This is a genomic window from Pseudomonas sp. UBA3149, from assembly GCF_002364655.1.
GTDB lineage: Bacteria > Pseudomonadota > Gammaproteobacteria > Pseudomonadales > Pseudomonadaceae > Chryseomonas > Chryseomonas luteola.
Window position 1 is genome coordinate 40,694 of sequence record NZ_DEYV01000040.1, and the last position, 12,203, is coordinate 52,896.

The 12,203-nt window shown below is 56.9% G+C and carries 14 protein-coding genes; 8 read left to right on the top strand and 6 right to left on the bottom strand.

The window, feature by feature from the left end; genetic code table 11:
• Positions 1 to 12: 12 nt before the first annotated feature.
• From B3729_RS21970 to metK, 3 genes are all read left to right on the top strand, one after another.
• Positions 13 to 1,491, top strand: a complete 1,479-nt coding sequence (locus B3729_RS21970) for an aldehyde dehydrogenase family protein (RefSeq protein WP_286789002.1) — start codon at positions 13 to 15, stop codon at positions 1,489 to 1,491.
• A gap of 101 nt (positions 1,492 to 1,592) precedes the next feature.
• Entirely contained in the window at positions 1,593 to 2,576 is a 984-nt protein-coding gene (locus tag B3729_RS21975) for an ArsR/SmtB family transcription factor (protein WP_019367316.1), read from the top strand.
• Between the two features lie 102 nt (positions 2,577 to 2,678).
• Positions 2,679 to 3,869, top strand: a complete 1,191-nt coding sequence (gene metK / locus B3729_RS21980) for a methionine adenosyltransferase (RefSeq protein ID WP_010796109.1) — start codon at positions 2,679 to 2,681, stop codon at positions 3,867 to 3,869.
• 50 nt (positions 3,870 to 3,919) lie between these two features.
• Here metK and B3729_RS21985 read toward each other — a convergent pair whose 3' ends face one another.
• From B3729_RS21985 to dadA, 5 genes are all read right to left on the bottom strand, one after another.
• Complete coding sequence (locus tag B3729_RS21985) at positions 3,920 to 4,348, bottom strand: c-type cytochrome (RefSeq protein ID WP_286789003.1); 429 nt, start codon at positions 4,346 to 4,348, stop codon at positions 3,920 to 3,922.
• Positions 4,349 to 4,368: 20 nt separating this feature from the next.
• A complete protein-coding gene (locus B3729_RS21990; protein WP_010796111.1) occupies positions 4,369 to 4,923 on the bottom strand; it encodes a cupin domain-containing protein in 555 nt (184 codons plus the stop codon).
• A 152-nt stretch (positions 4,924 to 5,075) separates the two neighbouring features.
• Entirely contained in the window at positions 5,076 to 6,152 is a 1,077-nt protein-coding gene (gene alr / locus B3729_RS21995; protein ID WP_286789004.1) for an alanine racemase, read from the bottom strand.
• An 84-nt stretch (positions 6,153 to 6,236) separates the two neighbouring features.
• Positions 6,237 to 6,590, bottom strand: a complete 354-nt coding sequence (locus tag B3729_RS22000) for a RidA family protein (RefSeq protein ID WP_286789005.1) — start codon at positions 6,588 to 6,590, stop codon at positions 6,237 to 6,239.
• Entirely contained in the window at positions 6,565 to 7,863 is a 1,299-nt protein-coding gene (dadA, locus tag B3729_RS22005) for a D-amino acid dehydrogenase (protein ID WP_074827111.1), read from the bottom strand. The genes B3729_RS22000 and dadA overlap by 26 nt, the downstream gene beginning before the upstream one ends.
• A gap of 157 nt (positions 7,864 to 8,020) precedes the next feature.
• Here dadA and B3729_RS22010 point away from each other — a divergent pair, with 157 nt between their 5' ends.
• Together B3729_RS22010 and B3729_RS22015 are read left to right on the top strand one after the other, a co-directional pair.
• Entirely contained in the window at positions 8,021 to 8,509 is a 489-nt protein-coding gene (locus B3729_RS22010) for an AsnC family transcriptional regulator (RefSeq protein WP_010796115.1), read from the top strand.
• A gap of 84 nt (positions 8,510 to 8,593) precedes the next feature.
• The gene (locus B3729_RS22015) at positions 8,594 to 9,907 is read left to right on the top strand and encodes an NAD(P)/FAD-dependent oxidoreductase (RefSeq protein ID WP_286789006.1); all 1,314 of its coding nucleotides are present in this window, start codon (positions 8,594 to 8,596) and stop codon (positions 9,905 to 9,907) included.
• 45 nt (positions 9,908 to 9,952) lie between these two features.
• Here the strand turns inward: B3729_RS22015 and argC are convergent, their stop codons facing one another.
• Positions 9,953 to 10,906, bottom strand: coding sequence for an N-acetyl-gamma-glutamyl-phosphate reductase (gene argC, locus B3729_RS22020; RefSeq protein WP_286789007.1), 954 nt, complete (start codon positions 10,904 to 10,906; stop codon positions 9,953 to 9,955).
• A gap of 290 nt (positions 10,907 to 11,196) precedes the next feature.
• On the opposite strand from argC, the gene B3729_RS22025 reads away from it, so the two are divergent.
• The 3 genes from B3729_RS22025 (at position 11,197) to B3729_RS22035 (ending at position 12,187) form a co-directional block, all read left to right on the top strand.
• On the top strand, positions 11,197 to 11,436 hold the full coding sequence (locus B3729_RS22025) for a DUF1127 domain-containing protein (protein WP_286789008.1): 240 nt from the start codon (positions 11,197 to 11,199) through the stop codon (positions 11,434 to 11,436).
• A gap of 47 nt (positions 11,437 to 11,483) precedes the next feature.
• Positions 11,484 to 11,801, top strand: coding sequence for a DUF2388 domain-containing protein (locus tag B3729_RS22030; protein WP_019367307.1), 318 nt, complete (start codon positions 11,484 to 11,486; stop codon positions 11,799 to 11,801).
• Between the two features lie 95 nt (positions 11,802 to 11,896).
• Positions 11,897 to 12,187: a DUF2388 domain-containing protein gene (locus B3729_RS22035; RefSeq protein WP_409438615.1), complete on the top strand. Its 291-nt coding sequence runs from the start codon at positions 11,897 to 11,899 to the stop codon at positions 12,185 to 12,187.
• Positions 12,188 to 12,203: the final 16 nt, after the last annotated feature.

Consider the following 12,203-nt stretch of genomic DNA (forward strand, 5'->3'; position numbering starts at 1 on the left):
AAGGAAACCGGAATGACCGATTCTACACCGAATGCCTTTACCGACTTTCACCTGCAGCCCCTTGGTGGGCAATGGCGCAAGGGTCGCGCAGACAAAACGCTAACGGTCAGTGATCCGTTCAACGGCGAAACTCTAGTCAACATTCCCCAGGCGAACCGGGATGATCTTGACGAGGCCTATCAAAAAGCAGCACAAGCACAACAGGAATGGGCCGCCCAAGGACCTTCTGTACGCGCAGCCGTTCTGCTCAAGGTGGTCGAGATTTTCGATCGCCGCCGCGAAGAGATTATCGACTGGATCATTCGGGAATCCGGCAGCACTCGCTTGAAGGCTCAGATTGAGTGGAGCTCAGCACGCAGTATTACCCTGGAAGCGGCTTCATTCCCCAAACGTGTACACGGACGTATCGTCGAGTCTGACGTGCCAGGCAAGGAAAGCCGCGTTTATCGCTCGCCTATTGGCGTCATCGGTGTGATAAGCCCATGGAATTTTCCGCTCCATCTGACTCAACGCAGCCTGGCACCTGCATTGGCGCTAGGCAATGCAGTGGTGATCAAACCGGCCAGCGATACGCCGATTTGCGGAGGCCTGTTGCTGGCTCGTATTTTCGAGGAAGCCGGCCTTCCCTCTGGTGTTCTCAGTGTTGTTGTAGGGGCGGGTAGTGAGATTGGTGACGCTTTTGTTGAACATCCGACTCCAGGGCTCATCACCTTTACAGGCTCCACACCCGTTGGCCAGAACATTGCGCGTCTAGCGGGAGGAGGCAAGTATCTCAAACATGTTGCCTTAGAACTGGGCGGGAACAGCCCCTTCGTCGTTATGGCAGACGCAGACCTGAATCAGGCCGTTAATGCAGCAGTCATGGGTAAAATTTTACATCAAGGTCAGATCTGCATGGCGGTCAACCGCATTATCGTTGAGGAAGATGTCTATGATGACTTTGCTGCACGTTTTGTAGAGCGCGTCAGACAACTCAAGGTAGGCGACCCTTCGCATGCAGAAACGGTCATTGGTCCGATTATCAACAAGCGCCAGTTGGAAGGGCTTCAACAGAAAGTCAAACAGGCCCGCCAGGAAGGTGCCAAAGTGCTGCTTGAGGGCCATGTCGATGGACAGCTTTTGTCTCCTTATGTGTTTGGCGAAGTGACACGCGACATGGATATTGCACGCAATGAAATTTTCGGCCCGCTCGTTGGACTTCTACGTGCCCGAGACGAAGCCCATGCCCTTGAGTTGGCAAACGACAGCGAATTCGGCCTTTCCAGCGCCGTCTTCAGCGGCAATACAGATCGAGCTGTACGGTTTGCCAGGCAAATCAAGGCTGGCATGACGCATGTAAATGATATCTCCGTCAGTGATGAGACCAATGCGCCCTTTGGAGGTGAAAAGAACTCCGGGATTGGTCGGTTCAATGGCGATTGGGCGATTGACGAATTCACGACTGACCACTGGATCACCATCCAGCACGCCCCGCGTCTCTATCCCTTCTGATCAGTAGGCCGGTCATGCCACCATGACCGGCCTCTTTCAATATCAAAACTTTTTGATGCTTCTCTTGCAGCTGGTCTCGGCGGCCACTAGACTGCGCACCCATGAACCATTTGCGCGTGCCTACATTTCGCCATGATGACTGCGACGAACTGGCCGCGCTGTGCAAGGCGGGCGGTGATCCGCTGCGCCTGAATGTGTTACGTGCCTTGGCAAACGATTCGTTTGGTGTACTGGAGCTGGCCCATATCTTCGATACTGGGCAATCCGGGATGAGCCATCACCTGAAGGTACTGTCACAGGCGCGACTAGTGGCGACACGCCGGGAAGGCAACGCGATATTTTACCGTCGCGCCCTGCCCCGGCTGGACACCCTGGGTGGCGCGCTGCACGCAGCGCTGCTGGCAGAGGTGGACGGGTTGCAGTTGCCAGCTGAAGCGCAGGCGCGTATTGAGGCTGTACATGCTCAGCGGGCCGAGGCCAGCCGGGATTTTTTCGCCAGGATGGCAGACAAGTTTCAGGCGCAGCAGGATTTGATTGCCGGATTGCCTCAGTATCAGGAGAGCCTTCTGGCCCTGCTGGACACGATGGCTTTTTCGCCAGAGGCAACAGCGATCGAGATCGGGCCTGGAGATGGAGGGTTTCTGCCCGAACTGGCAAGACGCTTCACGTCGGTCACGGCGATTGATAACAGCCCAGCCATGCTGGAGCTGGCGTGTCAGCGATGTGAGCACGAGCAATTGAACAATGTATCGCTGGTATTGGCCGATGCCTTGGACAATGCCTTACTGAGCGCCGATTGCGTGGTCTTGAACATGGTGTTGCATCATTTTGCGGCACCCGCTGAAGCCATGAAATATCTGGCGGACTGGGTCCGTCCCGGTGGCAGTTTATTGATTACAGAGTTGTGCAGCCACGACCAGAGTTGGGCCCGGACGGCCTGCGGCGATCTCTGGCTCGGGTTCGATCAGGAGGAATTGGCCCGTTGGGCCGTTGCCGCAGGACTTGTGCCAGGCGAAAGCCTCTATATAGGTTTACGTAATGGCTTCCAGATCCAGATCAGGCATTTCGCCCGTCCTGGTTCGTAGACGATGCATAGGGTGGGCAGCTTGTCTGTCCAATCCGCAAGAGTGACTGTTTTAGACATGGCCTTCGGGCCGCCTCACCCACCGGTATATAGGAACCGTTAGATGAGCGAATACTCCCTGTTTACCTCCGAGTCCGTGTCTGAAGGACATCCGGATAAAATCGCCGACCAGATCTCCGATGCGGTGCTCGACGCCATCATCGCAGAAGACAAACACGCCCGTGTAGCCTGTGAAACGCTGGTCAAGACCGGCGTAGCCATTGTTGCCGGTGAAGTGACCACATCCGCCTGGGTAGACCTTGAGCAGCTGGTTCGCGATGTCATCGTCGATATCGGTTACAACAGCTCCGATGTCGGTTTTGATGGCGCTACCTGCGGTATCGTCAACATTATCGGCAAGCAGTCCGTGGACATCGCCCAAGGCGTTGACCGCAGCAAGCCGGAAGACCAGGGTGCAGGTGATCAGGGCCTGATGTTCGGTTATGCCTGTAACGAAACTGACGTGCTGATGCCTGCTCCGATCCGCTTCTCCCACGCACTGGTCGAGCGCCAGGCCGAAGCTCGCAAGTCAGGCCTGCTACCTTGGCTGCGTCCGGATGCCAAGTCCCAGGTGACCTGCCGTTACGATGGCAACAAGGTTGTAGGTATCGACGCAATCGTCCTGTCTACCCAGCACAACCCCGAGGTCAAGCACACCGACCTGCAGGAAGCTGTGATGGAGCTGATCATCAAGCACGTCATTCCGGCTGAACTGCTGCACAAGGACACCAAGTTCCACATCAACCCGACTGGCCAGTTCATCATTGGCGGCCCAGTGGGTGACTGTGGCCTGACCGGCCGCAAGATCATCGTGGACACCTACGGCGGCATGGCCCGTCATGGCGGCGGCGCGTTCTCCGGCAAGGATCCGTCCAAGGTTGACCGTTCCGCGGCATACGCGGGTCGTTATGTTGCCAAGAACATCGTAGCCGCCGGCCTGGCTGACCGCTGCGAGATTCAGGTGTCCTACGCCATTGGCGTGGCGCAACCGACGTCCATCTCGATCAACACCTTTGGCACTGGCAAGGTGAGCGACGAGAAGATCATTCAGCTGGTTCGCGAGCATTTCGACCTGCGTCCCTACGCAATCACCAAAATGCTTGATCTGCTGCACCCGATGTATCGTGCTACAGCGGCTTACGGCCACTTCGGCCGTACTCCCTATGAAATGACTGTGGGTGAAGATACGTTCACTGCATTCACCTGGGAGAAGACAGACAAGGCTGAAGCGCTGCGCGCGGCGGCTGGCCTGTAAGGCCGCAACCGACAAGAAAAACCCCGCCTGGTGCGGGGTTTTTCTTGTGCCTATTCGAGGCCGGACATCATCTGGATTGCACGGCGTAGATCATCGTCCGTACAGTCAGAACAGGCACCTTGGGGCGGCATGGCGTTTACACCTTTGATGGCGTTGCGCAGCAGGCCATCCATTCCCCCTTTCTGGCTCGCCAGAACCTCCCAGCTGGCTTTGTCACCTATTTTGGGCGCTCCCAGGAGCCCGCTGGCGTGGCAACGCCTGCAACTGCGGTCGATGACCTGAGCGGGATCTTTTCCGGCAGGCTTTTGCTCACGGCTTACCTTACGGGACTCTGCAAGGCAGTCCTGCCCTTGAATACAAACCTTGCCCACCGGCGCCAGCCGCTTCTCCAGGGCGTCTCTGTCTACCTGTTCGGCCTGTGCAGAGAAGGTCCAGATCAACAGCATAAAGGCATATACCAAGATGCCTCGGGCGTTCATACCAGGTTTTTTGAGCACTGCTAGAAGTTGGCCGGAGTCGTGGCGCTGATCAAACGCGCCGGCTCATCAAATGGATTACGGAAGCGATGCGGGCGGCTGCTTTCAAAATAATAACTATCGCCTGATTCCAGCAGGTAGGTTTCTCCACCAACCGTAAGCTCCAGACGGCCTTCGATCAGCAGTCCTGCTTCCTCCCCCTCATGAGCCAGCATATCCATGCCAGTGTCAGAGCCTGGCGGGTAGGTCTCGTCGAGAAAGGCAATGGCGCGGCTGGGATGTGCCTTGCCGATCAACCGCATACTGACGGTATTGGCGCCACTGGAAATGTCGATCAGCTCGCTGGCCTTGTATACCACTTGAGTAGCGGACTCGTCCGCCAGATCCATGGAAAAGAACTCCACCAGGGACATGGGAATGCCGCTCAGGACTTTTTTCAACGAGCTGATGGAAGGACTGACACTGTTCTTCTCGATCATCGAGATGGTGCTGTTCGTCACACCGGCCCGCTTGGCGAGTTCACGTTGTGAGAGACCTTTGAGTTTTCGAATGGTTTGTAGACGAGCACCGACGTCCAAGGGTGATGTCCTCCTTCTCATGACAGACAGGCAGAGGTGAACGGCAGGCGCCGCAGAGCGCCGGGCGCGCCGTATCATGGCAACAGCGTTCAGTATTTACAACAGAACGATGGAAAATCCTGCGCAACCCGACGAGCGCGGTGTTTTAACGGTTATTCACCCGTGTATTGGCGTGGAACCCGTTTCAGGTTGCAAAACAGCTGATAGGGGATCGAGCCACAGAGACCGGCCAGCTGACTGGCGGATACTTGCCTACCCCAAAGCTCTACCTGACTTCCCACCCCCGCCTGCGGCAGGTCCGTGAGATCAACCGTCAGCATGTCCATCGATACGCGACCGACAAGACGAGAGGCATGGCCATCAATCATGACAGGAGCGCCATCAGGCGCGTGCCGTGGATAACCATCCGCGTAGCCCATGGCGACTACACCAATACGGGAGGGCTGGCGGGTAACAAAGCGTGCGCCATACCCAACCGGCTCACCAGGCGGTAGCTTACGCACACTGATGATCCGCGACTCCAGTGTCATGACCGGCTGCAGCTGATCGGCCACAGGCTGTTCGGTTTCAAAAGGCGTAGCACCGTACAGCATGATGCCAGGGCGAACCCAGTCACTGGGCACTTCCGGCCAGCCGAGCACAGCAGGCGAGTTCCGTAGACTGGTTGCGCCTTCCAGGCCGGCCGTAGCCCGCTGAAAGGTCTTGAGCTGACCGATGGTGGCTGAGCAATCCAGCTCATCGGCACGGGCGAAGTGCGTCATTTTCACAACCTCGTCAACCTTGCCTGTCGCCTTGATCCGCTTATAGGCTGCTGCGTAATCCTCAGGAAAGAACCCTACCCGGTGCATGCCGGAGTCCAGCTTCAGCCAGACACGGATAAGCCCTGATAGAGCAGTACGTTCAAGCGCCTCGATTTGCCAGGGCGAATGGATGACGCACCACAGATTGTGGCGAGCGATCAATTCCAGCTCGCTGGCTTCGAAAAATCCTTCCAGCAGAAGTATCGGTGCCTTGATACCGGCTTCGCGCAGCTCCAGCGCTTCTTCGATACAGGCAACCGCGAAACCATCCGCCTCATTCATCAGTGCCTGCGCACATCGAACAGCACCATGTCCGTAGGCATCCGCCTTGACAACAGCCAGCGCCCTTGCCCCGTTACTGAGTTCACGAGCAAGCCGATAGTTCTGGCGTAAGGCGTTAAGGTCGATCAAGGCACGGGCGGGGCGCATGGTTATCTCTCAGAAAACAGGCGGGTAATGAAAAGACAGGACGTATAAAAAACCCGGCAGACGCCGGGCTCTTTGGTTCTTTATTTACGGTAGCGCAGCAATCACACTCATTTCGACTAGAATTTCCGGTTCACAGAGCTTGGCTTCCACAGTTGCCCGAGCAGGCGCTACACCTTCAGGCAGCCATTCGTCCCAGACACTGTTCATGCCGGCAAAGTGGGCGTCGATATCTTTCAGATAAACCGTAACGGACAGAATATGGTGAGTGTCCGTACCGGCTTCCTTGAGTAGACGCTCGATGTTGGCCAAGGTCTCACGAGTCTGTTGTTCCACACCGGAGTTCAGGTCTTCACCGACCTGACCGGCCAGATAAACAGTACCGTTGTGAACAACGATTTCACTCATGCGGCGATTAGTGTGCAGGCGCTGGATGGCCATTCTTACGGGTCTCCTTGGAGTCGCTGTAGCGAGAAATATCAAGGCCTTCGGCGCTGATCTGTGGACGTTTCCTACCGATGACATCCGCCAGGAAACGTCCGGAGCCGCAGGCCATGGTCCAGCCCAGTGTACCGTGACCGGTGTTCAGAAACAGGTTGCGATAACGGGTAGCGCCTACGATCGGAGTACCATCCGGTGTGGTGGGCCGTAGTCCAGTCCAGAAAGTTGCCGCCTGCAGATCCCCTCCCTGCGGGTACAGGTCGTTTACGATCATCTCCAGGGTCTCGCGGCGGCGGGGGTTAAGCGAAAGGTCATAACCCGATATTTCCGCCATGCCACCTACACGGATACGGTTATCGAAACGCGTCAGCGCCACTTTGTAGGTTTCATCAAGAATCGTGGACGTAGGGGCCATATCGCCATTGGTGATCGGCACGGTAAGCGAATACCCCTTGAGCGGGTATACCGGTGCCTTGATGCCAATGGGTGCCAACAGCTGAGGTGAGTAGCTACCCAATGCCAGGACATAGTGATCGGCTGTTATAAGCTGACCATCAATCCAGACGCCATTGAGACGATCTCCTACCGCTTCGAGCCGTTCGATCTTCTGACCAAAGCGGAATTCCACACCCAACTGACGCGCCAGCTCGGCGAGGCGATTGGTAAAGAGGAAGCAGTCACCTGTCTGGTCATTCGGCAACCGCAGCGCACCAGCCAGCTTGTCCTTGACATGGGCGAGCGCAGGCTCGGCGCGGGCGATACCGTCGCGATCCAGCAACTCATAGGGTACGCCGGAACGTTCCAGCACAGCGATATCCTTGGCAGCGGCATCGACCTGCTGCTGCGTTCGGAATACCTGAGTCGTCCCTAACTGGCGTCCTTCGTAGGCAATACCCGTTTCGGCACGCAGCTCATCCAGACAGTCGCGACTGTACTCGGACAACCGCACCATGCGTTCCTTGTTGATCGCATAGCGCTCGGCCGTGCAGTTGCGCAGCATCTGAGCCATCCAGAGGTACTGATGAATATCGCCGGTCGGCCTGATCGCCAGAGGCGCATGCTGAGTCACCAGCCATTTAATGGCCTTGAGGGGCACGCCAGGAGCCGCCCACGGTGAGGCATAGCCAGGAGATACCTGACCTGCGTTGGCAAAGCTGGTTTCCAGCGCAGGGCCTTCCTGGCGGTCCACCACCACCACTTCAAAACCGGCCCGCGCCAGGTAATAGGCACTGACGGTACCGATTACACCACTGCCAAGCACCAGTACTCGCATAACTGTGTCTCCTCGCCGCGAAGAATCGCCTACGTTTCATAAAATCTGAGGCAGATATGAAAAGTATAAAAAGCCTTAAGCAGTGGTATTCACTGAATGAAAGGCTATATTTGGTGTAATTCTTCGGTTAAGACACTATTTTTGGAGACGCCCAGGTATGCGAACCCAGCACCAAGCGAGACGCGAGCTCGACAAGATCGATCGTAACATCCTGCGTATCCTGCAGGAGGACGGCCGCATCTCGTTCACCGAGCTAGGCGAGCGAGTCGGCCTGTCCACGACACCCTGCACGGAGCGGGTACGCCGGCTGGAGCGGGAAGGCGTGATACTGGGCTACTCGGCGCGCCTGAATCCGCAGCATCTCAAGGCCAGCCTGCTGGTCTTCGTCGAGATCAGTCTAGATTATAAATCGGGTGATATCTTTGAGGAGTTCCGCCGCTCCGTCCTGAAGCTGCCGCACGTTCTGGAGTGTCATCTGGTTTCCGGCGCATTCGACTATCTGGTCAAGGCGCGCATTTCAGAGATGGCGTCCTATCGTAAGCTTTTGGGTGACATCCTGCTCAAACTGCCCCATGTGCGGGAGTCGAAGAGCTATATCGTGATGGAAGAGGTCAAGGAGTCCCTGACGCTTCCCGTACCGGACTGAGCCAGGTCTGCACTTCCCTGGCTTGGCGCAGGCGCCTACAAACGTTTATTGTCCGACCTCAACGCTTCGCCAGGATTGTCTTTCATGGATGCAACGACCCATTCATCCACTGACCCACACGCACATGCTTCGTCTTACTACGCGGCAACGGTTAACCGAGCGCTGCAGTTCGCCCCGCTCAAGGGTGAGATTCGGGCAGATGTCTGCGTAGTAGGGGGCGGGTTCTCCGGGCTCAATACGGCTATTGAGCTGGCAGAACGTGGGTATTCGGTTGTGCTGCTAGAGGCCCACCGGATCGGCTGGGGTGCTAGCGGGCGTAACGGTGGACAGCTGATCCGAGGCGTTGGCCATGATGTCGAGCAGTTTCGCCCAGTCGTTGGGGATGAGGGCGTACAGGCATTCAAGCAGATGGGGTTTGAAGCGGTAAACCTGGTACGCCAACGTATCGAGCGCTACGGCATCGAATGCGACCTTACCTGGGGTTACTGCGACCTGGCCCTGAAACCGCGTCACCTGGAAGATTTCCAGGCCGAACTGGAGGAGTTGCATCAACTAGGCTATCCCCATGCGGTTCAGCTCGTTGCACGCGACAGAATCCGCTCCGTAGTGGGTTCGGAGCGCTACCTGGGTGCGCTCATAGACTCCGGCTCCGGTCACCTGCACCCGTTGAACCTTGCCTTGGGCGAGGCCGCCGCCGCCCAGTCACTGGGGGTGCGTCTGTATGAGCAATCTGCGGTCACTCACATCGAGTATGGGTCGGAGGTATGCGTTCATACTGCGCGAGGTCAGGTGCGAGCCGAAACGCTGGTCCTCTGTTGCAACGCCTATCTCAAGGATCTGGAGCCGGCCCTCTCCGGGAAGGTGCTTCCGGCAGGCAGCTACATCATTGCAACTGAGCCACTTCCCGAAGCGTTGGCCGAAGAAATCCTGCCCCATAATCGAGCCGCGTGCGATCAGCAGATTACTGTCGATTATTTTCGACTCTCACGTGATCGCCGATTGCTGTTCGGAGGCGCCTGCCACTATTCAGGCCGTGACCCGAAGGACATAGCAGGCTACATGCGCCCCAAAATGCTGAAGGTGTTTCCTCAACTCGATCGGGTCACCATCGATTTTCAGTGGGGCGGCATGATTGGAATCGGGGCCAACCGGCTTCCACAAATCGGCCGTCTCAAGGATCATCCCAACGTTTTTTATGCCCAAGCTTATGCCGGCCATGGGCTGAACGCCACGCACCTGGCAGGCCATTTGCTCGCGGAAGCCATTGCTGCCCAGTCGACAGGGTTCGACCTGTTCAACAGCGTTCCTCACGCCACGTTTCCAGGAGGGCAACGCTTCCGCTCTCCCCTGCTTGCCTTGGGTATGCTCTGGTATCGCCTGAAAGATGCCTTCCACTAAAAAGCCGCGGCAGTTACCCGGCGCGGCTTTTTGAACACAAAGCGTTTACAGACCAGTGTTCAGGCTGGTTGCTTCGTCTGCGCCAATGTGGATGTTCATGCATTGAACCGCTGCGCCTGCAGCCCCTTTGCCTAGATTATCCAGACGAGCCACCAGGGTCAGACGCTCCTCATTCCCGAACACGAACAGGTCGGCGCGGTTGGTATCGTTGCAGCCCTGTACATCGAAGAATCCCTCGTCAAGATTGCCGGCATCCTCAATCGGCATGACGCGAATGAACTGCTCGCCCGCGTAATGCCTGGCATATGCCGCCTGGATCGCCTCGGCATTGGCGCCTTGGGCCAGGTGCCTGACATGCAGAGGAATCGTCACGGCAAGCCCCTTCAGGAAACTGCCCACAATTGGACTGAACACAGGGGCTTCGTCAATACGACTCTGCACCTGCATCTCAGGGAGGTGCTTATGCCCCTGGGTCATGCCGTATGGCCGTGGACTGGCCAGCTTGGGCTCATTCCCAGCCTCGTAATCGGCAATCATCTTCTTGCCACCACCGCTGTACCCCGTGAGGGAAAAAGCCGACAGTGGATAATCAGGCGGTAGAAGGCCAGCCTCCACCAGAGGGCGAACCAGCAGGATAAATGCCGTGGCGTGGCAGCCGGGATTGGCAATGCGCTTGCTGGTACGGATTTTTTCACGCTGCCCAGTGGCCAGCTCAGGCAGGCCATAGGTCCAGCTGCTGTCGGTACGAAACGCCGTGCTTGCATCGATGATGCAGGTGTTGGGGTTATCCACCAGCGCCACGGCTTCGCGAGACGCAGCATCGGGCAGACACAGAAAGGCTACATCCGCTGCGTTGAGGAAACGAGCACGCTCGGCTGGATCCTTACGCTTGTCATCGGCGATACGTAGCAGCTCGATGTCATCGCGGCCGGACAGATAATCGAGCAGACGCAACCCTGTGGTGCCTTCCTGCCCGTCAACGAATACTTTGAACGTCATGACTTGCCCTCATGCAAAACGCGCCGGCCAGGCGTTGTATGAAACGGACCTAACAGCCGCAATGGAACATGCATTGTAGCCAGACCCTACTGCTTGACGCAGCCCTATTGCCAAACAGTTATCGGTCTGATGATCGGATCAGCATGCTTCATTGCCCTGCTGGGTGCGTTTTTTAACGGTACAGCAGGCTGCGCCACGAGGCTGTACCCTCTTCATTTCAACGGGTTGTATCTGGAGAACAGTGGTGGTTGAAGCCACAGTAAAATGCCGTCCTGAACCTGGATATTGCCATGCGACACCTGCCTGCGCTGCCCTCTCTCAGATCAATCCATTTGTCTGTTCATGGTTATCATTGGCTGGCACGCTGTGCCCTGGGTGTATTACACGCCGTCTACTGTATGCTGCAGAAATGGCAGCAGAACGCCAAAACGCGAAGACAGCTGGCTTTTTTGAACGACCGTGAACTAGCGGACATCGGTCTGACCAAAACTGAGCAACAATGCGAGCTGAACAAGCCGTTCTGGCGCTAGTCTTGTAAGGACGGTACATACCGCGCCTTATTGTTCAGGAGAGATTCATGACCCGTTTGCAACTGCTGGGCGCTGCTGCCCTGCTCAGCCTGTCTACTGCTGCGTCAGCATCCAGTTTCTTTGTGACCACCGACATGATCGTCGACGCCATTGATGCGACGTCCGACGCCACATCCGGTATCACCCATTCCATTCGTGACGACAAGATCGTCCTGGCTGCACGTGACGATGCCGCCAGTTTTGTGGCTACCGAAGGCGGCATTCGCGGCGTACGCCTAGAAGCGGCCCTGGATCGTATCCGTGCCCTGCAACCGCAGCTCGAGGCAAGCGACGCTCAGCTGGCCCAGGCCATTCTCACGCTGTAAGTCCATCGGAACGGCACCGCTGGTATCAGCGGTGCCGTTCCGTTAGCCTTGGCCTGTAGTTTTTCTTGAAAGAGTTACCCTACCTGCCTATGCGCCTGCGTTATCTGTTCACTCTAGGCATTGCCGTTACGACCACGCCCGCCTTCGCGTTCGATCCCACTACAGGATTTATTGTTCGCAGCCTCTATGTCACCAGCAAGGTGACGTCCGCTCCGTTCGATAACAAAGTAGTACGTGATGCACGTGACGATGCGGCATTATTTGTTGCCAGCGGCGGGGCTCAGCGTAGCGTTGAGCTTGAATCCGCCTTACGTTGGCTGCGTTCACATAATCCAACGCTGACCGCCAGCGATGAGGAACTGGCTGAGGCCATCCTCGCTCAATAAGCTGCTTTACCGTTCC

What these genes read in the sequence shown, in the direction of transcription:
- B3729_RS22030 (WP_019367307.1), top strand. Translation starts at nt 11,484, where the DNA reads ATGACCCGTTTGCAACTGCTGGGCGCTGCTGCCCTGCTCAGCCTGTCT.
- B3729_RS21985 (WP_286789003.1), bottom strand. Translation starts at nt 4,348, where the DNA reads ATGAACGCCCGAGGCATCTTGGTATATGCCTTTATGCTGTTGATCTGG.
- argC (WP_286789007.1), bottom strand. Translation starts at nt 10,906, where the DNA reads ATGACGTTCAAAGTATTCGTTGACGGGCAGGAAGGCACCACAGGGTTG.
- B3729_RS22025 (WP_286789008.1), top strand. Translation starts at nt 11,197, where the DNA reads ATGCGACACCTGCCTGCGCTGCCCTCTCTCAGATCAATCCATTTGTCT.
- B3729_RS21975 (WP_019367316.1), top strand. Translation starts at nt 1,593, where the DNA reads ATGAACCATTTGCGCGTGCCTACATTTCGCCATGATGACTGCGACGAA.
- B3729_RS21970 (WP_286789002.1), top strand. Translation starts at nt 13, where the DNA reads ATGACCGATTCTACACCGAATGCCTTTACCGACTTTCACCTGCAGCCC.
- B3729_RS22000 (WP_286789005.1), bottom strand. Translation starts at nt 6,590, where the DNA reads ATGGCCATCCAGCGCCTGCACACTAATCGCCGCATGAGTGAAATCGTT.
- B3729_RS22015 (WP_286789006.1), top strand. Translation starts at nt 8,594, where the DNA reads ATGGATGCAACGACCCATTCATCCACTGACCCACACGCACATGCTTCG.
- B3729_RS22010 (WP_010796115.1), top strand. Translation starts at nt 8,021, where the DNA reads ATGCGAACCCAGCACCAAGCGAGACGCGAGCTCGACAAGATCGATCGT.
- alr (WP_286789004.1), bottom strand. Translation starts at nt 6,152, where the DNA reads ATGCGCCCCGCCCGTGCCTTGATCGACCTTAACGCCTTACGCCAGAAC.
- metK (WP_010796109.1), top strand. Translation starts at nt 2,679, where the DNA reads ATGAGCGAATACTCCCTGTTTACCTCCGAGTCCGTGTCTGAAGGACAT.
- dadA (WP_074827111.1), bottom strand. Translation starts at nt 7,863, where the DNA reads ATGCGAGTACTGGTGCTTGGCAGTGGTGTAATCGGTACCGTCAGTGCC.